Here is a 21,545-nt window from a genome sequence, read left to right on the forward strand (position 1 = left end):
ATTGCGGGAATAGCTCAGTTGGTAGAGCACGACCTTGCCAAGGTCGGGGTCGCGAGTTCGAATCTCGTTTCCCGCTCCATATTTTAAAAACCCGGTCTCGCGAGAGGTCGGGTTTTTTGCTATTGGTTTATACCGGCCGCCACACTCATATCACAGCCCGATTCCGGAGGCGCGCCTTGAAAGTTCACTCGCTCCATCTATACCCTGTTAAATCGCTTGCTGGCATTCAGGTTTCCCGCTTTGAAATGGATGACTTCGGCCCGAAAAATGATCGGCGCTGGATGATTATTGATGAGGATCGAAACTTCGTTACCCAGCGGTCTCTTCCTCAGCTCGCGCGCGTGATGACCGATCTATCGGAGAGCTTGGTTAGCATTTCGATACCGGGAGAGGGTGAGTTTACATTACAGCACACCAGTCAAGAGTTGCGGGTTCTGGTATGGCGGGACTGGATTTTAGCTTATAGCGGAGAAGCTGCAGCGAGTGAGGCGTTGAGTCGTTTTTGCGGCAAAGAATTACGCTTTGTTTACATGCCGGATTCTTCGTTCCGTCGCGTTGATGCCGGAAGGGTAAGCGAATATCGACGCGTCGGTTTTGCTGATGGGTTCCCATTTTTGATAACGAGCACGGCGTCGCTAGAAGAGCTCAACGGGCGCCTTGAAGAGCCGGTGGATATGCGCCGGTTCCGCCCCAATATTGTCGTTGAAGGAGCTGTTGCATGGCACGAAGACCGCTGGCAGAAGCTAACAGTGGGCGAGCAAAACTTCGACATAGTAAAGCCTTGTTCACGCTGCGTTCTTACGACGGTTAACCCGGATACCGGGAACAAAGACCCCGGCTTACAGCCTTTGAGAGCCCTCTCGGGCTACCGCAGAACACCTGACGGCGTAATTTTTGGCCAGAACGCAATTCACGAATTTCCCGGAATTATTCATGTAGGTGATTCCGTCACAGTTATTGAATCGGAGTAGAAAACAACGTGCCACTGTTAACGCTGGACTCAATATCTCTAGCCTTTGGAATGCACCCTTTGCTTGATCAGGCGTCTTTGACGATTGAGGCCGGAGAGCGTGTGTGTTTGTTGGGGCGAAACGGGGAGGGCAAGTCGACCCTGTTGAAGGTTGTCAGCGGCGAGGTTATTCCGGATGGCGGAAAGGTTCGCCTTGAAGATGGCGCTGTTCTGGCGGTTTTGCCCCAAAACCTCCCGTCTGACGACACGAGAACAGCATACGAAGTTGTAGCCGGTGCTTTTCCGGAAACAGGGCAGCTTTTGGCTGAGTTTCATACTCTCGCGCAGCAGGCGGATGAGGCCAGTCTCGACCGCATGATGAAGGTTCAGGAGCGTATTGAGGCCTTGGATGGTTGGCGGCTTGATCAGAAGGTTACCGCTGTTTTGGCGCAATACGGAATAGATCCGGATCAGCGGCTCAACACCCTCTCGGGAGGCTGGCAGCGCCGGGCGCTGTTGGCGAGAGCGCTCGTGAGTGAGCCAGACATTCTATTGCTTGATGAACCTACCAACCACCTTGATGTTCCCGCTATCGCGTGGCTTGAAGAGGCGCTCGGAGCATTCCGAGGTGCCATGTTATTTGTGAGCCATGACAGGGCCTTTATAAGGCGTATGGCCACCCGGGTTGTGGAGCTAGATCGAGGTAAGCTGATCAGTTTTGCAGCCTCTTACGACCGATATCTGGAGCTCAAGGAAAAGGCCCTTGAGGAAGAAGAGCGCGAGAACGCCCTGTTCGACAAACGCTTAAAGCAAGAGGAGGCGTGGATCCGCCAAGGCATTAAAGCGCGTCGCACCCGTAATATGGGAAGGGTGAGAGCACTAAAGGCAATGCGTGAAGAGCACCGGCAGCGGAGGGTTCGTGGCGGTACTGCAAGCTTCGCAGTGGAAGATGCGGCGCGCTCGGGCAAGCTAGTGGTAGAAGCGGTTGACGCTGGTTTTGCGTACTCTGGTGGGGCGCCAATCATTTCTGATATGACCCTCACTGTTCTTAGGGGGGATAAAATTGGCCTCGTAGGGGAAAACGGAACAGGCAAAACAACCTTGGTGCGATTGCTTTTGGGGGATCTTGAGCCAACAGCGGGCTCTATTCGCCTCGGCACCAACCTGCAGGTTGCTTACTTCGATCAGCTTCGTGGTGAATTGGATCTGAGTCGCAACGCTCTTGATAACCTGTCTGAAGGGCGTGAGTTCATTGACATAAACGGTCAGAGCAAGCACGTGCTTGGGTACTTGCAAGAGTTCCTGTTTACACCTGAGCGCGCGAGATCACCCGTGCGCGTGTTTTCCGGCGGTGAGCGCGCAAGGCTGTTGTTAGCTAAGTTGTTTAGTAAGCCTGCGAACATTCTTGTGCTCGATGAGCCAACCAACGATTTAGATGTGGAAACACTGGAATTGCTTGAGGAACAGCTTGCCGAGTTTGCCGGTACGGTAATCGTTATTAGTCACGACCGTGAGTTTTTGGATAACGTTGTTACAGAAACCGTCTTTTTGGATGGCTCCGGCAAGGTTCAAGAATACGTAGGCGGTTATAGCGACTGGCGCCGGCAAGGCGGGCGCTTTCCGGCGGAGGTGGCTGGGGCACGTCCAGACCGTCACGATAAGTCGGCGAAGTCTGGTAAGCAGAGCGATAAAATGAAGCAGTCAGACTCGCCAGGAGACAGCGGGCAGAGTGGAAGTGGTTCGAATGTAGGGAGTGCGAGTAAGTCCAAACCGGTAAAACTTAGCTATAAACTGAAGTTAGAGCTCGAACAGTTGCCGGGCCAGATAGAAACGTTGGAGCAAGAAGTGGCCAGTATTCAGGCACGCATCGCTTCGCCTGAGTTCTATTCGGGATCGCCGGAAGATGTTGCAGCAACGCTTGAAGCGCTGGAGAAAAAAGAAGCCAGCCTGGAGAAGGTGATAGAGCGGTGGATGGAGCTTGAAGAGCAATCCCTCGGCTAACAAGGATTGAAGGACAGAAAAAACAAACCCGGCGGTGTAAGCGTACACCCCGGGCCTGTTAATAAAACTCTGTGGTTGTGCAAAGCGTTAGCGGATTCTAATCGCCAAAACGTCGCACTCTGTTCCATGCAGAACGCCATTGGCGGTGGAGCCAAGTAGCAGTTGAAAACCCTTCCGGCCGTGGCTTCCCACAATCACTAGATCAGCTTCTTGCTCTTTCACCAAGCGGTGAATTTCAGATTCCGGACGGCCCACCGCCACAATTTGGTTAACTTTATCTACGCCGTATTGGTCTCCATAGGCACCAAGTTGTTCCCGGGCGGCTTTGTCAAGTTGATCCTGAAGCTCGGTGAGATCCATAGGGATATCACCACCGTAGGCATAGCCTACAGGCTCAACAACATGAACCAGAATCAGAGTAGCGTTGTGGGCTTCGCTCATGGCTTTCGCCTTTAGCAGAACTTGAGGCGCTTCCTCAGTAAGATCGATGGCAACAAGCATTTTGTTGTAGGCGGACATCCCTAACTCCTTATGTATCGGCTTTGCTACAGCATAATACGCGAGCTGGCTTGTGGAAAGGGCTCGCGCAAGAACTCATGCATCTTGCTGGAGTATAGAGATAGCAGCGGTCAGGCTTTCCAGAATGCGCTTGGAGTATCTGTCGATTACAAAGCCCACGTTGTTTTCATTGTAGTTAATGTAGGAGTTGCGGATGAACTGCCATTTTGCGTTGGCGTCATCTAAAACTGTTTTCAATTCGCCTTTGTCTTGAGCAGAGCCCATCGCCGCCAATAACTGATCGAACTCCTTGGCTTGTTCGTCTAGAGAGACTTCGGTAGCTGTGCCCTGAAATATTTGAGCAACGGAGGAGTTGGTCCGTACTGAATATTTGGCCATCATTTGGGCAATTTTCACCGCGCCCATCCTAGCAGCTTCAACACGGGTACTGGTCTCTGTTTGGGATTTCTCTTGTGCGATTTGGTACAGCTCAGTGGCCATATCGTTCATTACCAGTGCTTGATTGGCCATGTCTGATACCAGGCGCAAATCCGGGTAGCCGGTATTACGTACATCATTGATGTTGTTGCGCATTAGGCCTTTGAATTTATCAAACTCGCTGTTTAGCTCTTTAAGCTGCTCTTTCGATAGTACGCCACTGGTGGTTGTAGCGAGGAGATTCATGGAGTCGTTAGCGGAGTTGATACCTGCTACGATCTCGTTCAAGGTATCAGTGCTTCCTTCGCCGATAAACCTGTAGTACGCATCCAAAGCAATATAGTTGCTCACACGAAAAGTGTGAAGCTGTGATAAGAAGCTATTTGCCTCCTGAGCCTTGATGTTCATGGAGGAGAGCAAAAGCAGGAACATGGTCGCAACCAGAGAGGAGCGCACACGCAGACGGACGATTTTCATCGGATTGATTCTCCGTAATGCATTTATTATTGTGTACCAAAGTCGTAGATCGAAGGTAAAGTAACTTTCCTAGCCAATCAAGCGGTTTTGGCGGTACGGGTTCCCGGAAATGTAAATATGTTTCAATTTTGCGGGGCAAAGTTCAGGTTTTCTCTCCGAATAATCGCGTAGCTAACTGAAATAAAAGATATCTGTGTTGTAACGTCTGAGAAAGTCTTGCATGTTCTGCCCGCGCAACAAAGAAACAAATTGACAAACGTGTTGTTTTTTCACATCGTGTGTCCTCGCGATTCAAACGACCGTATGAATCTTAGGGTCGATTAATCGGGCAGTGACCGAAATCTCGCTGCACAAAACAGCTCTGACAGCTTAATCAAACGAGTTTTCAGAGTTGGAGGCAGTTCCAAACACAGACTGGAGATCAGTTGATGATTTACGAAGGTAAAGCCATCACGGTTAAAGAGATCGAAGGCGGGATCGCTCAGTTGAACTTCGACTTGCAAGGCGAGTCGGTAAACAAGTTCAACCGTCTTACCATTGAAGAGCTCCACGCCGCGACTGATGCACTTAAAGCACAGACGAAACTCAAGGGTTTGGTAGTAACCAGCTCTAAAGACAGTTTCATCGTTGGTGCCGACATTACAGAGTTTACCGATCTGTTTGCCGGCTCCGAGGAAGATCTGGTAGCCAACAACCTAAAAGCTAACGCCATTTTTAGTGCAGTTGAGGATCTTCCGTTCCCAACTGTAACTGCCATCAACGGTATGGCGTTGGGTGGCGGTTTTGAAATGTGCCTGGCAACCGATTATCGGGTTATGGCACCCAAGGCGAAAGTTGGTTTGCCTGAAGTTAAATTGGGTATTTTCCCAGGCTTCGGCGGTACTGTTCGCCTGTCCCGCCTTGTTGGCGTGGATAACGCAGTAGAGTGGATCTGTGGCGGTTCAGAAAATCGAGCCGACGCCGCTCTGAAAACTGGCGCTGTTGACGCAATTGTTGAGCCTGCAAAGCTGGTTGAAGCTGCTGTTGCTATTATTAACCAGTGCAACGAAGGCAAGCTTGACCACGAAGCGCGTCGCGAAGAGAAAAAAGGCAAGATCAAACTGAATGCCATGGAAAGCATGATGGCATTCGAGATCTCCAAGGCCTTTGTTGGTGGTAAAGCGGGTAAGAACTACCCGGCACCGGTAGAAGCTATCAAGGTTATGCAGAAGCACGCTGGCATGACCCGCGACAAGGCGATTGAAGTTGAAGCGAAAGGCTTTGCCAAAATGGCGAAGACCAACGTCGCAGCTTGCCTGGTTGGCTTGTTCCTGAACGATCAGGAGCTGAAGAAGAAAGCCAAGGCGTGGGAAAAAGAAGCGTCTGATGTGAAGCTGGCTGCCGTATTGGGCGCTGGTATTATGGGTGGTGGTGTAGCTTATCAGTCAGCACTGAAAGGCACGCCGATCATCATGAAGGACATCAATCAGGACGGCATCGCTCTGGGCCTGAAAGAAGCCAAAAAACTGTTGGCCAAGCGCGTCGATAAAGGCCGTATGGATGCAGGCAAAATGGCTGATGTTCTCAATAGCATTACTCCAACTCTTAACTACGGTGATTTCAAGAACGTAGATCTGGTTGTTGAAGCCGTTGTTGAAAACCCGAAGGTAAAAGATGCGGTTCTGCGTGAAGTCGAGGAAGCGGTACGTGATGACGCCATTCTAACGTCTAACACATCGACTATCTCCATCGATCTTCTGGCTAAAAACCTTAAGCGTCCTGAAAATTTCTGCGGTATGCATTTCTTCAATCCGGTGCACATGATGCCGTTGGTTGAGGTTATCCGTGGCAAGAAAACCAGTGACCGTGCGATTGCAACAACCGTCGCCTACGCTAAGGCTATGGGTAAGACACCTATCGTTGTAAACGATTGCCCGGGCTTCCTGGTTAACCGTGTTCTATTCCCTTACTTCGGCGGTTTTGTCGGCTTGGTGCGTGACGGTGCTGATTTCCAGCACGTAGACAAGGTTATGGAAAAGTTCGGATGGCCCATGGGTCCTGCATACCTTCTTGACGTTGTGGGTATGGACACGGGTAAGCACGCTGGTGAAGTAATGGCCGACGGCTTCCCGGACCGTATGAAGCACTCAGAAACGACTGCCATCGACGTGATGTTCGAAAACAACCGTTATGGTCAGAAGAACGACAAAGGCTTCTACAAGTACGAACTGGACCGCAAGGGCAAGCAGAAGAAAGTTGTAGATGAAGAAACCTACAAGCTGCTCGAACCGGTTGTTCAGGGTAAGAACGAATTCAGCGACGAAGACATCATCGCTCGTATGATGCTGCCTCTGTGTCTTGAAACCGTTCGCTGCCTGGAAGACGGAATTGTTGCAGACCCGGCTGACGCCGATATGGGTCTGATCTTCGGTATCGGCTTCCCGCCGTTCCGTGGTGGTGCCCTGCGTTATATCGACGACATGGGTGTCGACAAGTTCGTGGAACTAGCAGACAAGTTTGCAGACCTCGGTGCTTTGTATCATCCGACCGAGAAGCTGCGTGAAATGGCCAAAACTGGCGAAAAGTTCTTTGGTTAACCCTGAACGAGATTTCCGAACGGAGAAAGATCTATGAGCCTTAATCCGAGAGACGTTGTCGTCGTCGATTGCGTGCGGACTCCGATGGGTCGTGCCAAAAACGGTTGTTTCCGCCATGTGCGTGCGGAGACCCTGTCGGCTGCGCTGATCGATGCACTGTTCGAGCGCAACCCGAAGCTCGACCCGAAAGAAGTTGAAGATGTAATCTGGGGCTGTGTAAACCAGACTAAAGAACAGGGCTTTAACGTGGCGCGGCAGATCTCTCTGCTGACCCGTATCCCTCACGAGTCTGCAGCCCAGACTGTTAACCGTTTGTGCGGTTCCGCTATGAGCGCGATCCATACAGCGGCGCAGGCCATCATGACCGGAAACGGTGATGTATTTATGGTCGGTGGTGTTGAGCACATGGGCCATGTGCCCATGACAGCGGGTTTCGATCATAACCCTGCTGCTTCCAAGTATACTGCCAAGGCATCCAATATGATGGGCCTGACCGCAGAAATGCTGGCTAAGATGCACGGCATTACCCGTCAGCAGCAGGACGAGTTCGGCGCTCGTTCGCACCGTCTGGCGCAGGAAGCGACTGTAGAAGGCCGCTTTAAGAACGAAATCGTACCTATTGAAGGTCACGACGAGAACGGTTTCAAAGTGCTGATCGAGCACGACGAGACTATTCGTCCGGAAACCACTGCGGAATCTCTGGGCCAGCTAAAGCCAGCTTTTGATCCGAAAAACGGTACAGTAACGGCGGGTACTTCCTCCCAGTTGACTGACGGTGCTGCAGCGATGGTACTAATGTCAGCAGAGCGTGCGGAAGCTCTTGGGCTGAAGCCGATTGCGAAGATTCGCAGCATGGCTGTTGCAGGTTGTGATCCCGCAATCATGGGTTACGGCCCAGTTCCTGCGACGAAGAAAGCGCTTAAGCGTGCAGGCCTGAAAGTTGAAGATATCGACTTCTGGGAACTGAACGAAGCGTTTGCTGGGCAGTCACTGCCAGTACTAAAAGACCTAAAACTTCTGGGTGTAATGGAAGAGAAGGTTAACCTGAACGGCGGCGCGATTGCTTTAGGCCATCCGCTAGGTTGTTCTGGCGCCCGCATCTCCACGACACTGTTGAACGTAATGCAGGCCAAAGGCGGTAAGCTTGGTGTATCTACCATGTGTATCGGCTTGGGTCAGGGTATTGCAACGGTCTGGGAGCGCCTGTAATCCGCTAAGCGGGTGCAGTGACGCTTTCATGGAAGGCCCGGCTCGCGCCGGGCCTTTCTGCTTTAAGGGTGGCTCTAAAGCCTTTCCTGAAACTTGAAAAATGGATAACTGAAACAAAGAATGGGTTGTCTTGCTAATCCCGACCCTGTAAAACAGTGAGCCTATACACAATGGCGGCTCTTATAGTTTTTCCAGCCGATTGATTTTACAGCGAGTTTAGGGTCTGCTTATTTACCGACCGATTTATCGCCAAGGATATAGATCTCCGATATGGGTAAAAGTCTCGTAATTGTCGAGTCACCAGCGAAAGCGAAGACCATCAACAAGTACCTAGGCTCCGACTTCATTGTGAAGTCGAGCGTTGGGCACATTCGTGATCTTCCCGTCAGTGGCAGCGGATCCCAGTCGGATCCCAAAGAGCGTGCTAGGCAGGCAGCAGTCACTCGCAAGCTCAGCCCCGAAGACAAAATTGCTCATAAAAAGCGCAAGGCTCGGGAACAACTGGTTGCCCGTATGGGTGTAGATCCCGATAATGACTGGAATGCGCGTTACGAAGTTCTTCCAGGTAAGGAAAAGGTCGTAAGTGAGCTAAAGCGGCTCGCCAAGAATGCCGACCACATCTATCTCGCAACGGATCTTGACCGTGAAGGGGAGGCCATTGCCTGGCACCTCAAGCAGACCATTGGTGGTGAGCCTGAAAAATACCGTCGTGTGGTGTTCAATGAGATCACTAAGCGGGCGATTCAGGAGGCCTTCGAAAACCCGGGAGTTCTGGACACAAATCAGGTAAACGCACAACAAGCTCGGCGGTTTTTGGATCGTGTTGTTGGTTATATGGTATCGCCGCTCCTTTGGGCCAAGCTGGCTCGTGGCCTTTCCGCCGGTAGGGTTCAGTCCGTTGCGGTGCGCTTAATTGCAGAACGTGAGCGCGATATTCGAGTATTTGTCCCGGAAGAATACTGGCAGTTATTTGCTGGGCTAGGAGCCCAAGCCAGTGCTCAACCAGTGCGCTTTGAGGTTACCCGCTATAACGACAAGCCTTATCGTCCGGTTAGCGAGCAGCAGAGCAATGAGCACGTAGAGCGGCTTAAGGCTGGCAGTTTTGAAGTAGCAAAGCGCGAAGACAAGCCAACCAAATCCCGATCAGGTGCGCCGTTTATCACTTCGACGTTGCAGCAGGCAGCGAGCAATCGCATGGGGTTTAGTGTTAAGAAAACGATGATGCTAGCCCAGCGTCTCTACGAGGCCGGTTACATCACCTATATGCGTACTGACTCCACCAATCTGAGTCAGGATGCAATTAATAGTTGTCGTGATTATATAAAAGACCAGTTTGGCGACCGCTATCTGCCAGAAAACCCCAAAGTATATGGCAGCAAAGAAGGCGCTCAAGAAGCTCACGAAGCCATTCGCCCCACAGAAGTGACCCGGCAGGCGTCTGCGATTAGTGGTCTGGAAAAGGATGCAGAGAAACTTTACGACCTGATCTGGCGTCAATTTGTTGCATGCCAAATGTCCGAGGCCGAATTCCTTAGTACGTCTATCGTCGTGGCCAATGGCAGCTACGAGCTCCGCACACGCGGGCGTATTATCAAGTTTGAGGGCTTCCTCAAGGTTGCCCCCCAATCTACTAAGAAAGAAGAAGATGTGGCCTTGCCGGATATCAAGGTGGGAGAGGCGTTAAGTCTTGAGAAGCTTGACCCGAGCCAGCACTTCACGAAACCTGCGCCTCGCTATACTGAAGCTAGCTTGGTAAAAGAGCTTGAGAAGCAGGGCATCGGCCGACCTTCCACTTACGCATCAATTATCTCGACCATTCAGGACCGAGGTTACGTTCGCCTCCAAAATCGACGCTTCTACGCCGAGAAAATGGGTGAGATTGTTACCGACCGGCTGTGTGAGTCGTTTTCCAATCTAATGGATTTTGATTTTACGGCAAAAATGGAAGGCGATCTGGATCACATTGCAGAGGGTGATGTTGACTGGAAAAAGGTACTCAACGATTTCTATGCTCGATTCCGTCAGCAGTTGGAGTCGGCTGAGGCGGCTGATGGTGAGGGTGGTATGCGCCCGAACGATCCGACTGAAACCAGCATTCCATGCCCGACTTGCGGCCGCAATATGCAGATTCGAGTGGCGAGCACTGGCGTGTTTCTTGGGTGCTCGGGTTACTCCCTTCCTCCCAAAGAGCGTTGCAAGACAACCATTAATCTAATTTCAGGCGATGAAGTAGTCAGCGCCGATGACGACGTTGAAGGTGAGGGCGAAACCCTTTTGCTGCGCAAAAAGCGCCGTTGCCCGAAATGTTCGACAGCTATGGACAGTTATTTGGTGGATGAAACCCATAAGCTTCATGTATGTGGTAACAATCCGGACTGTTCGGGCTATGAAGTCGAAGAGGGCACCTTCCGCATAAAAGGCTACGATGGCCCGACGTTAGAGTGTGATAAGTGCGGTTCTGAGATGCAGCTGAAAACAGGCCGATTTGGCAAGTATTTTGGGTGCATGAGTGACACCTGCAAAAACACTCGGAAGCTTTTGAAAAATGGGGAGCCTGCGCCGCCCAAAATGGACCCGGTACCAATGCCTGAGCTCAAATGCCAGAAAGTGGATGACACCTATGTGTTGCGTGATGGTGCGTCCGGAATGTTTTTGGCAGCCAGTAAGTTTCCGAAGAACCGTGAGACTCGGCCACCTTTGGTTATGGAGATAAAGCCGCACCGGAAGGAAATCGATCCCAAACACGATTATTTGATGGAAGCTCCAGAACGCGACCCTGAGGGCAACCCCACGGTTATCCGGTACAGCAGAAAAACGAAAGAGCAGTACGTAATGTCGGAAAAAGACGGCAAAGCTACCGGCTGGTCTGCATGGTATGTGAACGGGAAGTGGCAGCCCCGGAAAAAGTAGCCATCACGTAGTGGTGGCTAGATTGGCTAGAACAAGAGGTCAGCGCAAACGCCCTGGCCTCTTTTTGCTTTAGATGGTGCTATTTGGACTCTCGGAACTTGCGTAACCGTTGAATTAACGACGATGTATCCCAGCGATTTCCGCCTATCTCTTGAACGTCCCCATAAAACTGATCTACCAAAGCTGTTACGGGTAGCGAGGCATTTACTTTGCGAGCCTCGTCCAGGCAGATACCCAAATCCTTGCGCATCCAATCCACAGCAAATCCATGGTCAAACTCGCCATCGATCATGGTTTCAGAGCGGTTCTCCATTTGCCAGGACTGCGCAGCGCCCTTGGAAATGACATCTACAACTTTTTTAACATCAAGATTTGCCTGTTCGGCAAAGTGCAGGGCTTCTGAAAGCCCCTGTACCAGACCTGCGATAGCAATTTGGTTCACCATTTTGGTTTTCTGGCCACTGCCTGCTGGGCCCATTAGGTTCAAAGCTCTGGCATAGTGCTGCAGTATTGGCTGGGCCTTGCCATAGTCCGCCTCCGAACCTCCGCACATGATGGTTAGCTGGCCCTTTTGCGCACCTTGCTGGCCTCCAGAGACTGGTGCGTCAATAAAACCCATGCCCTTACGGCTTGCAGCTTGGTCCAGTCTTTCCGCAACGCCTGCAGAAGCGGTGGTGTGGTCCACCAAAATGGCTCCTGACTCCGCATGGGCAAGAATGCCATTGTCACCTTCGTAAACAGCAATAAGATCCTTGTCGGCACCGACACAGGTTATAACAAAATCAGCGCCTTTGACGGCTTCTGGGATGCTCTGGCAAGCGGTGCCTGAGTATTCTTTGGTCCACTGTAAAGATTTTTCTTCCGAGCGGTTCCATACCCGCACGGTTAGCCCGGCCTCGGCGAGGTGGCCTGCCATGGGGTATCCCATAACACCTAGGCCGATAAATGTTGCGGTTATCATTGGCTTCTCCTTAGAGGGTTGTGGAGCTTAACTTAGCACAGAGTTTGTGGGTTGCCGGAGTAAAAGGGTCGTCCGTTCAAGCCATAAAAAAAGGCCGCTAAATTAGCGGCCTTCTAGTTTGCAGGCTGTAAGGTGTTACTTCTCCGGGTAGTCCCTTGCCGGGGAACCGGTATACAGCTGGCGCGGACGGCCTATGCGGTAGTCGCCACTCACCATTTCGTTCCAGTGAGAGAACCAGCCGATGGTCCGTGACATGGCAAAAATAACCGTAAACATGGATGTCGGAATTCCGATTGCCTTCAGGATGATGCCGGAATAGAAGTCCACATTCGGGTAAAGCTTACGCTTTACGAAATATTCATCTTCCAAAGCAATCTGCTCCAGCCGCTGAGCAATTTTCAGCAGTGGATCATTTTCAAGGCCTAGCTCGCTAAGAACTTCATGGGCGGTCTCGGCCATAACTTTGGCGCGCGGATCAAAGTTCTTGTATACCCGGTGACCAAAGCCCATCAGGCGGAAGGGGTCGTCTTTATCCTTTGCTTTGGCAATGAAGGTCTCTATGTTCGACTCGTCCCCAATCTCCGCAAGCATGGCTAGCACGGCTTCATTGGCGCCGCCGTGAGCCGGTCCCCATAGCGCAGCGATGCCAGACGCAATGCAGGCGTACGGGTTGGCGCCAGAAGAGCCTGCCAAACGAACGGTGGACGTTGAAGCATTTTGCTCATGGTCGGCATGCAGGATGAATATTTTATCCATTGCCTTGGCCAAAATCGGATTTGGCTTGTAGGTTTCGCAGGGAACACCAAACATCATCTGTAGAAAGTTCTCCGAGTAGGAGAGGTCGTTTCTTGGATACACAAATGGCTGGCCGATGCTGTATTTGTAACACCAGGCTGCAATAGTTGGCATCTTCGCGATCAGGCGATGCGCCGTGATTTCCCGTTGATGTTCGTCTGTAACGTCCATCTGGTCGTGATAAAACGCAGAAAGCGCTCCGACAACACCGCACATGATGGCCATAGGATGCGCGTCCCGGCGGAAGCCGTGGAAGAAGTTACGCATCTGGTCGTGCAGCATGGTGTGGTTTTTGATGGTGTCGTGGAACTGCTTGTTCTGTTCGGCAGTCGGTAGTTCACCTTTGAGCAATAAGTAACAGACTTCTAGATAGTCTGAGTGCTCAGCGAGTTGTTCGATCGGATATCCCCGGTGCAGGAGAACGCCGTTTTCACCATCGATGTACGTGATAGCAGACTCGCAGGATGCCGTAGAGACAAACCCGGGGTCGTACGTGAAAACGCCATTCTGGACTAGGCCTCGAACGTCAATAACGTCAGGGCCAACGGTGCCGGAATAAACCGGTAGCTCAATGGACTCGTCACCCACCGAGAGCGTGGCTTTCCTGTCGGTCATAGTGCTCTCCTGTTTATCAGCTTTAACAGCGCTAGCTGTCTTTATAGTTGCGCGAGAAGGCGCGTATTATCGCAAAACTGGCGGCAAAATATAGGGTGTATGCTTTTTTTGTCAATGAAAGTGTAGGTAAACCTTGTGATCTTTCCCTTGTTGTAAATCAGGGATATCACGAATAATGCGGGTTCTGGCCAAAAAAGGTATTTGTCAATACGCCTAATAGCTTGCTCTGTTACAGTACCCGTGCGGTTTCAGCGTGGGTTGCGCGTTTGTAATTATACGGGCGCCTCCTTATAATCCCTAGCCCGGAATCGGGGATACATCTTCATGGACGCTTGATCATAGCAAGCTACCTGTTTGGTGTTCACCCTCCTGAACCAATCGTGTGTCGATATCGTATTGAACATTCGATCCTTACATACCAACTAACCGCCTCCGGTTCGCCGGTTCTGCGGTACCAAAAGAGAGTGTGAGAGCGCTGTGAATAGCAAACGACCAGTAAATCTCGATCTCGGCAAGTTTCATTTTCCTCTGCCAGCCATTACGTCCATATTGCACCGTGTGAGCGGCATCATCATTTTTGTTGGTGTTGCATTCATGCTTTATGGGCTTCAACTTTCCCTATCTGGGGAAGAAGGCTTCAGTCAGGTCAGTGAACTGCTGAACAGCTTCCTTGCCAAGCTGATTACCTGGGGCATCTTGTCTGCTCTGCTGTATCACCTGGTGGCAGGTATAAAGCACCTGCTCATGGATATGGGTATCGGTGAAGAGCTTGAAAGCGGGCGCGCGGCCGCTAAGATCACCATCGGAGTTTCCGTTGTCCTTATTGTTCTGGCAGGAGTCTGGGTATGGGCATGAATAGTGTGACCAATATTGGTCGGAACGGTATCCAGGACTGGATCATCCAGCGGGTTTCTGCTTACGTATTAGCTTTTTATACGCTGTTTTTGCTTGGCTTTTTTGCCACAACCGATGTGGACTTCCAAATTTGGTCGGCGCTGTTTGAACAATCTTGGTTCAAGATCTTCACTCTGCTAGCACTGCTTTCAATTGGAGCTCATGCCTGGGTCGGGCTTTGGACCGTTTCTACCGACTACATCAAGTCAGCAATGCAGCGTTTCCTGTTTCAGGCGGCATTCATTCTGGTGATTCTTGTGTATGTGGTCTGGGGTATTCAGATTATTTGGGGGCTTTGATCGATGTCTAATATTAAGACCATGTCGTACGACGCCATTGTGATCGGCGGCGGCGGTGCCGGTATGCGAGCGGCCCTGCAGTTGACCGAATCCGGTGTTAAAACTGCGTGTATCACAAAAGTATTTCCTACCCGTTCGCACACAGTGTCTGCCCAAGGTGGGATTACCTGTGCGATCGCGAGCGCTGACCCCAATGATGATTGGCGCTGGCACATGTATGACACCGTAAAAGGGTCCGATTACATTGCCGATCAAGACGCTGTTGAATACATGTGTTCTGTGGGGCCGCAGGCAGTTTTTGAACTTGAACACATGGGTTTACCTTTCTCCCGTACCGAACAGGGCCGTATTTACCAGCGCCCGTTCGGTGGCCAGTCCAAAGGCCCGGATAACCCCACTCAGGCTGCACGTACCTGCGCTGCGGCTGACCGCACCGGTCACGCGTTGCTGCACACCCTTTATCAGGCAAACCTTAAAGGTGGCACTACCTTCCTGAACGAGTGGTACGCGGTTGATTTGGTTAAGAACAGCAATAACGAAGTTGTTGGTGTTGTTGCTATTGAAATCGAGACCGGCGAAGTGGCTTATATCAAGTCTAAAGCCACGGTTCTTGCTACCGGTGGTGCGGGTCGTATTTACGCCTCTACAACCAACGCGCTGATCAATACCGGCGACGGCATTGGCATGGCTCTGCGTGCGGGCTTCCCGATGCAGGATATGGAGATGTGGCAGTTCCACCCAACGGGCATTTACGGTGCTGGCACGCTGGTAACCGAGGGTTGCCGGGGTGAGGGTGGTTACCTGATCAACTCCGAAGGTGAGCGCTTCATGGAGCGTTACGCTCCTAACGCAAAAGATCTGGCTGGCCGTGACGTTGTCGCGCGCTCCATGGTTATTGAGATTCTTGAAGGTCGCGGTTGTGGCCCAGACAAGGATCACGTGCTGTTGAAGCTTGATCATCTGGGTGAAGAAACACTGAACCTGCGGCTGCCCGGTATCTGCGAGCTGTCTCGTACATTTGCCCACGTTGATCCTGTTAAAGAGCCGGTCCCGGTTGTTCCTACCTGTCACTATATGATGGGTGGTGTCCCCACGAACGTTGGCGGTCAGGCATTGACTCAAGATGAAAACGGTAACGATCAACCAATTCCGGGTCTGTTTGCGTGTGGTGAGGCTGCGTGCGTTTCTGTTCACGGTGCCAACCGTCTCGGTGGCAACTCGCTGCTGGATCTTGTTGTTTTCGGTCGTGCGGCTGGCCTGCACATTGAAGAGCAGTTGCGCGGAGGCTTTGAGACCGACGGTGCAACCGAAGAGGACATTAAGCGAGCCATGGCTCGACTGGAGCGCCTGAATAGTGCTTCAGAAGGTGAGAGCGTTGCTGAGGTCCGCAAGGATCTGCAGAACTGCATGCAGCTCTACTTCGGGGTGTTCCGTGACGGTAAGAGCATGGAGGAGGGGTTGAAAAAGCTCGAGGCTATTGGTGAGCGCGTGCGCAATACCAAGCTGACGGATACCAGCAATGCGTTTAATACTGCGCGCATTGAGGCTCTGGAGTTGGATAACCTGTTTGAAGTTGCGCAGGCAACGGCCATTGCGGCAAACGAGCGTAAAGAAAGCCGCGGTGCTCATGCCCGTAACGACTTCACCGAGCGTGATGACGAAAACTGGCTCAAGCACTCGCTTTACTTCCCGCTGGATAAGCGTATTGGCAAGCGTGATGTTAATTTTGCGCCAAAAACTGTCGAGACCTTCCAGCCGAAAGTCCGGACTTACTAAGGGGAACGTACACTATGTTGGTAAGCCTTTACCGTTATAACCCGGAAACCGATAACGCCCCCTACATGCAGGACGTCGAAGTCGAACTTCCGGCAGGAAAAGACCTGATGGTTCTTGATGTGCTTAACCTCATCAAGGAGAAGGATTCGTCCATGGCCTATCGTCGCTCATGCCGTGAAGGTGTTTGTGGCTCTGATGGTATGAACATGAACGGCAAGAACGGCTTGGCGTGCATTACGCCCATGTCGCAAGTTGTAAAGAATGGCAAGCTGGTACTGCGCCCACTGCCGGGCCTGCCGGTTATACGCGACTTGGTCGTAGACATGAGCCTGTTTTACAAGCAGTACGAAAAGATTATGCCGTACCTTGTGAATAACACGCCTGCGCCTGCTATCGAGCGTTTGCAGTCACCAGAAGACCGGGAAAAGCTTGATGGTTTGTACGAGTGCATTCTCTGTGCATGCTGCTCAACCTCGTGCCCGTCATTTTGGTGGAACCCGGACAAGTTTATTGGACCTGCCGGGCTGTTGCAGGCCTACCGCTTTCTTGCGGATAGCCGCGACACCGCTCAGGCAGAGCGCCTTGCCGATTTGGACGACCCATTTAGTGTGTTCCGCTGCAGGGGCATCATGAACTGTGTCAGCGTTTGCCCGAAAGGCCTAAACCCCACAAGGGCAATCGGCCATATTAGAAATCTTTTGCTGCATAGGGCCACTTAAGCGGCAGGATTTCAGACAGGCGCTATACTGTTCTGAACAGGTTGGAACCCCGGAAGGCCTCGCATTTTTGCGGGGCCTTCAACCAAAGGCTTATAGTCAAAGGTCTTACCCGGGTGCACACTACGCAAGCCGTAGCGGGAACTAATCAGGTTTTCTTGCGGCGTTGCGGAATACAAAAATCATTGGGGAACGGAAAACATCCATGTTGGGTGTGGTGGCCACAGTCGATCCCGTAAAAACCCGTATTGACTGATAGTTACCCCTGGCCGACCATACTTGGCTCCCCCGCACCAGCCCAAGGTGAGCTATTCAAAATGCAAGAAAGCATGATGGAGCAGTTATGGCAGACGTCCCACTTGCAAGGTGGAAATCTGGCCTATGTTGAACAGCTTTTTGAAACCTACCTGACAGATCCAAATGCCGTTCCCGAAGAGTGGCGCAGTTATTTTGATAAACTTCCCAGCGTTGACGGCTATCAGGGCCGAGACGTTATTCACTCTTCGATCCGCGAGCAGTTTGAACACATTTCCCGCAATCAGCGTTTTCTCGCAAATAGCGGCGTGCCTGTTAGTGCTACGTCGGATGCCGATAAAAAGCAGATCCGTGTTCTACAGCTTATCAACGCTTACCGCTTCCGTGGTCATCAGGAAGCAAAGCTTGATCCGCTCGGTGTTTGGCAGCGTCCAAAGGTAGAAGATCTCGATTTGTCTTTTCATGATTTGTCAGAATCAGATCGTGATTTGGAGTTCCAAACAGGTTCCCTGAGCTTTGGCTCGGATACCATGAAACTTGGCGATATTTACGACGGGCTGCGCAAGACATATTGCGGCAGCATCGGCGCCGAGTACATGCACGTAGTTGATACCCGCATTAAACGCTGGTTTCAGCAACGTATGGAGCCAGTCCGTTCTGAGCCCGGCTTCGAGGCAAAAACACGAACCCATATCCTTGAACGCCTAACGGCAGCGGAAGGCCTTGAGAAATATCTTGGTTCTCGCTATCCGGGTGTTAAACGTTTCGGGCTTGAAGGCGGTGAGAGCCTTATTCCGTGTATGGATGAGCTGATTCAGCGTGCCGGTCATTATGGTGCCAAAGAGATCGTTCTCGGCATGGCACACCGTGGTCGCCTCAATATTCTAGTCAACACGCTTGGCAAGAACCCCAAAGAATTGTTTGATGAATTCGAAGGCAAGCGATTAGCCGATTCGGGTTCCGGTGATGTCAAATACCACCAAGGCTTTTCCTCCAACGTTATGACCGATGGTGGTGAAGTGCATCTGGCAATGGCGTTTAACCCGTCCCATCTAGAAATTGTATCTCCGGTGGTAGAAGGCTCTGTGCGTGCGCGCCAGACTCGTCGTTCAGACACTGAAGGCAATCAGGTTGTTCCGGTTATCATGCACGGTGATGCGGCTTTTGCCGGTCAGGGTGTGGTAATGGAAACCTTCCAGATGTCCCAGACCCGTGGTTTCGGGGTGGGCGGTACCATCCACATTGTTATCAATAACCAAGTTGGCTTTACCACCAGCAAACAGGAAGACGCGCGCTCTACTGAGTATTGCACGGACATCGCCAAGATGGTTCAGGCACCGATACTCCACGTTAACGCAGACGACCCGGATGCTGTTGTTTTTGTAACTCAAATGGCGATGGACTATCGCAACGAGTTTAAGGGCGACGTGGTTATCGATCTTGTTTGTTATCGGCGTCGCGGGCACAACGAGGCAGATGAGCCTGCCGCAACTCAGCCGATGATGTATCAAAAGATTCGCAAGCTGAAAACGACGCGCACCTTGTACGCAGAGAAGCTTGTTGCTGCTGGTGTGGTGACCGAAGATGAAGCCAAGCAGATGGAGAACGAATACCGTGATGCGCTAGATAATGGCGAACACGTGGTTAAGTCGCTGGTTAAAGAGCCAAATAAAGATCTCTACGTTGACTGGGCTCCGTATCTTGGTCACGCCTGGACTGCAAAGTGCAAATCCAGCGTTCCACTGAAAACCATTCAGAAGCTCGGTAAGAAACTGACTCAGGTACCTGAAGGGTTCAGTATTCAGCGTCAGGTTTCCAAGATTGTTACTGATCGGGAAAAAATGACGGCTGGTGCGCTCCCGATCAACTGGGGCTATGGCGAGATCATGGCTTATGCAACCCTGTTGAACGAGGGGCATCCCGTCCGGATCACGGGTCAGGATGTCGGGCGTGGTACTTTCTCACACCGCCATGCAGTTTTGCATAACCAAAAAGACGGCTCGAGACACATTGCGCTTGCGCAACTCTCCGATGACCAGCCGAAGTTTGAAATATACGACTCGCTGCTTTCCGAAATGGCGGTGATGGCCTTCGAGTACGGATACGCAACAACAGCTCCGAACGCACTGGTTATCTGGGAAGCGCAGTTTGGCGATTTTGCGAACGGTGCCCAAATGGTTATCGACCAGTTCTTGACCAGTGGCGAGCATAAGTGGGGGCGCCTGTGTGGGCTCACTCTGTTGCTGCCGCACGGCTATGAAGGGCAGGGGCCGGAACACAGTTCTGCGCGCCTAGAACGCTTCTTGCAGCTTTCTGCTGAACACAATATTCAAGTGTGCGTGCCCACAACACCCTCGCAGGTCTTCCACATGCTGCGCCGTCAGGTGAAGCGTCCGTTGCGCAAGCCTTTGGTTGCCATCACACCTAAGAGTCTGTTGCGCCACAAGGAGGCCACTTCTGATCTGGACGACCTGACCTCAGGAACCTTCCAGACAGTGCTTCCTGAGAAAGACCTGCCGGAAGCGAAAAAAGTTACTCGAGTTATTCTTTGCAGCGGCAAGGTCTACTATGACCTTCTGGAAAAGAAGAAAACCGATGAGCGTGATGACGTTGCGATTGTTCGTATTGAGCAACTTTATCCGTTCCCGGGTGAAGATTTGGATGAAACTTTGGCGCAGTATCCTAAACTTAAGCATGTCGTATGGTGTCAGGAAGAGCCAATGAACCAAGGTGCCTGGTATTGTAGTCAGCACCATATGCGTAATGCTTTGCAGCGCCTGAATCCTAAACTGTACCTTCAGTATGCTGGCCGTGACGCTTCCGCTGCTCCTGCAGCAGGACACATGTCAGTACATATTGAACAGCAGAAAAAACTTGTTAACGACGCGTTTGAAATCTGACGAGCTACCGAACTAAGGAACTGTAATGTCTACTGAGATTAAAGCCCCCGTATTCCCGGAGTCGGTCGCAGAGGGTACCGTCGCGACCTGGCACAAACAGCCCGGTGAAGCCTGTTCACGTGACGACCTAATTGTCGATATCGAAACCGATAAAGTGGTTCTTGAAGTTGTCGCACCTGCTGACGGCGTGATTGAAGACATCCTTAAAGGTGAAGGTGACACCGTGCAAAGCGGTGAGGTCATCGGTAAGTTTAAAGAGGGTGCCGTTGGTGACTCCGGCTCCGCCGACAAGAAAGAGAGCAAAGATAGCCAGTCCGATAAGGGCGAGGCCAAAGAAGAGCAAAGCCAAGACTCTGGCGATGCAATTCTAAGCCCAGCAGCGCGTAAGTTGGCGGAGGAGAATAATGTTGACCCGAGCGCAGTGAAGGGCACGGGTAAAGACGGTCGCGTAACCAAAGAAGATGTTCAGAATCATGTGGATAGCGCAAGCTCCTCAAGTGGTTCGTCAAAGGCGGCAGCTTCTTCTGCGATGCCTGAAGTGAACATTTCTGCAGGTGAACGGCCAGAGAAGCGCGTACCCATGACTCGCCTGCGCGCCAGCATCGCCAAACGTCTGGTTAATGCCCAGCAAACCGCTGCCATGCTTACGACCTTCAATGAAGTCGACATGGGCCCCATTATGGAAATGCGCAAGCAGTATCAGGACAGCTTCGTTAAGCGTCATGATATCAAGCTGGGTTTCATGTCTTTCTTCGCAAAAGCCGCTACCGAAGCACTCAAGCGTTTCCCTGCCGTTAACGCATCTATCGACGGGAATGACATGGTTTACCACGGCTATCAGGATATCGGCGTTGCCGTATCTACTGATCGTGGTTTGGTTGTACCAGTCGTTCGTGATGTTGATGCATTGGGTCTTGCCGATATCGAGAAGAAAATCGTCGAGTACGGCACCAAGGCTAAAGGTGGCAAGCTTGCGATTGAAGATATGACAGGCGGTACTTTTACCATCACTAACGGTGGTATTTTTGGTTCCCTTATCTCTACGCCAATTCTGAACCCGCCGCAAACAGCGATTCTGGGTATGCATAAAATTCAGGAGCGCCCGATGGCGGTCAACGGTAAGGTGGAAATACGCCCGATGATGTACCTTGCGCTGTCTTATGACCACCGTATGGTTGATGGCAAGGAAGCGGTGCAGTTCCTTGTAGCCATCAAGGACATGCTTGAGGACCCAGCGCGCATTCTGCTGGACGTGTGAGCTGACACTTAACGAATC

Annotated in this window: 15 protein-coding genes and 1 tRNA gene; 12 read left to right on the forward strand and 4 right to left on the reverse strand. The window is 51.6% G+C overall.

Annotated features, from left to right (window positions below; translation table 11 throughout):
• Positions 1-3: 3 nt before the first annotated feature.
• From MWU62_RS15715 to MWU62_RS15725, 3 genes are all read left to right on the forward strand, one after another.
• A tRNA-Gly gene (locus MWU62_RS15715) sits at positions 4-79 on the forward strand.
• A gap of 97 nt (positions 80-176) precedes the next feature.
• A complete protein-coding gene (locus MWU62_RS15720) occupies positions 177-971 on the forward strand; it encodes an MOSC N-terminal beta barrel domain-containing protein (RefSeq protein WP_247115775.1) in 795 nt (264 codons plus the stop codon).
• 8 nt (positions 972-979) lie between these two features.
• On the forward strand, positions 980-2,950 hold the full coding sequence (locus tag MWU62_RS15725; protein ID WP_247115776.1) for an ATP-binding cassette domain-containing protein: 1,971 nt from the start codon (positions 980-982) through the stop codon (positions 2,948-2,950).
• An 87-nt stretch (positions 2,951-3,037) separates the two neighbouring features.
• Here the strand turns inward: MWU62_RS15725 and MWU62_RS15730 are convergent, their stop codons facing one another.
• Positions 3,038-3,469: a universal stress protein gene (locus MWU62_RS15730; RefSeq protein WP_247115777.1), complete on the reverse strand. Its 432-nt coding sequence runs from the start codon at positions 3,467-3,469 to the stop codon at positions 3,038-3,040.
• Between the two features lie 75 nt (positions 3,470-3,544).
• A complete protein-coding gene (locus MWU62_RS15735) occupies positions 3,545-4,363 on the reverse strand; it encodes a hypothetical protein (protein ID WP_247115778.1) in 819 nt (272 codons plus the stop codon).
• 428 nt (positions 4,364-4,791) lie between these two features.
• On the opposite strand from MWU62_RS15735, the gene fadB reads away from it, so the two are divergent.
• The 3 genes from fadB (at position 4,792) to topA (ending at position 11,058) form a co-directional block, all read left to right on the forward strand.
• The gene (fadB, locus tag MWU62_RS15740; RefSeq protein ID WP_247115779.1) at positions 4,792-6,939 is read left to right on the forward strand and encodes a fatty acid oxidation complex subunit alpha FadB; all 2,148 of its coding nucleotides are present in this window, start codon (positions 4,792-4,794) and stop codon (positions 6,937-6,939) included.
• A 33-nt stretch (positions 6,940-6,972) separates the two neighbouring features.
• Positions 6,973-8,148: an acetyl-CoA C-acyltransferase FadA gene (gene fadA, locus MWU62_RS15745; RefSeq protein WP_200364150.1), complete on the forward strand. Its 1,176-nt coding sequence runs from the start codon at positions 6,973-6,975 to the stop codon at positions 8,146-8,148.
• Between the two features lie 270 nt (positions 8,149-8,418).
• On the forward strand, positions 8,419-11,058 hold the full coding sequence (gene topA / locus MWU62_RS15750) for a type I DNA topoisomerase (RefSeq protein WP_247115780.1): 2,640 nt from the start codon (positions 8,419-8,421) through the stop codon (positions 11,056-11,058).
• A gap of 79 nt (positions 11,059-11,137) precedes the next feature.
• Here topA and MWU62_RS15755 read toward each other — a convergent pair whose 3' ends face one another.
• A complete protein-coding gene (locus tag MWU62_RS15755; protein ID WP_247115781.1) occupies positions 11,138-12,019 on the reverse strand; it encodes an NAD(P)-dependent oxidoreductase in 882 nt (293 codons plus the stop codon).
• Positions 12,020-12,154: 135 nt separating this feature from the next.
• Complete coding sequence (gene gltA, locus MWU62_RS15760) at positions 12,155-13,429, reverse strand: citrate synthase (protein WP_247115782.1); 1,275 nt, start codon at positions 13,427-13,429, stop codon at positions 12,155-12,157.
• Positions 13,430-13,906: 477 nt separating this feature from the next.
• Here gltA and sdhC point away from each other — a divergent pair, with 477 nt between their 5' ends.
• From sdhC to odhB, 6 genes are all read left to right on the forward strand, one after another.
• Positions 13,907-14,284 carry a succinate dehydrogenase, cytochrome b556 subunit gene (gene sdhC, locus MWU62_RS15765; RefSeq protein ID WP_247115783.1) on the forward strand — a complete coding sequence of 126 codons (378 nt, stop codon included), beginning with the start codon at positions 13,907-13,909 and terminating at the stop codon, positions 14,282-14,284.
• Entirely contained in the window at positions 14,275-14,622 is a 348-nt protein-coding gene (gene sdhD / locus MWU62_RS15770; protein WP_247115784.1) for a succinate dehydrogenase, hydrophobic membrane anchor protein, read from the forward strand. The genes sdhC and sdhD overlap by 10 nt, the downstream gene beginning before the upstream one ends.
• Positions 14,623-14,625: 3 nt before the next feature.
• Positions 14,626-16,398, forward strand: a complete 1,773-nt coding sequence (sdhA, locus tag MWU62_RS15775; RefSeq protein WP_247115785.1) for a succinate dehydrogenase flavoprotein subunit — start codon at positions 14,626-14,628, stop codon at positions 16,396-16,398.
• Between the two features lie 14 nt (positions 16,399-16,412).
• Positions 16,413-17,117, forward strand: coding sequence for a succinate dehydrogenase iron-sulfur subunit (locus MWU62_RS15780; protein WP_200364163.1), 705 nt, complete (start codon positions 16,413-16,415; stop codon positions 17,115-17,117).
• Positions 17,118-17,431: 314 nt separating this feature from the next.
• Positions 17,432-20,269 (forward strand): 2-oxoglutarate dehydrogenase E1 component, encoded by a 2,838-nt coding sequence (locus MWU62_RS15785; protein WP_247115786.1) that lies wholly within the window; start codon positions 17,432-17,434, stop codon positions 20,267-20,269.
• A 25-nt stretch (positions 20,270-20,294) separates the two neighbouring features.
• Positions 20,295-21,527, forward strand: a complete 1,233-nt coding sequence (gene odhB / locus MWU62_RS15790) for a 2-oxoglutarate dehydrogenase complex dihydrolipoyllysine-residue succinyltransferase (RefSeq protein WP_247115787.1) — start codon at positions 20,295-20,297, stop codon at positions 21,525-21,527.
• Positions 21,528-21,545 lie beyond the last annotated feature (18 nt).

Origin of the sequence: Marinobacter sp. S6332 (assembly GCF_023016045.1) — a bacterium.
Lineage (GTDB): Bacteria > Pseudomonadota > Gammaproteobacteria > Pseudomonadales > Oleiphilaceae > Marinobacter.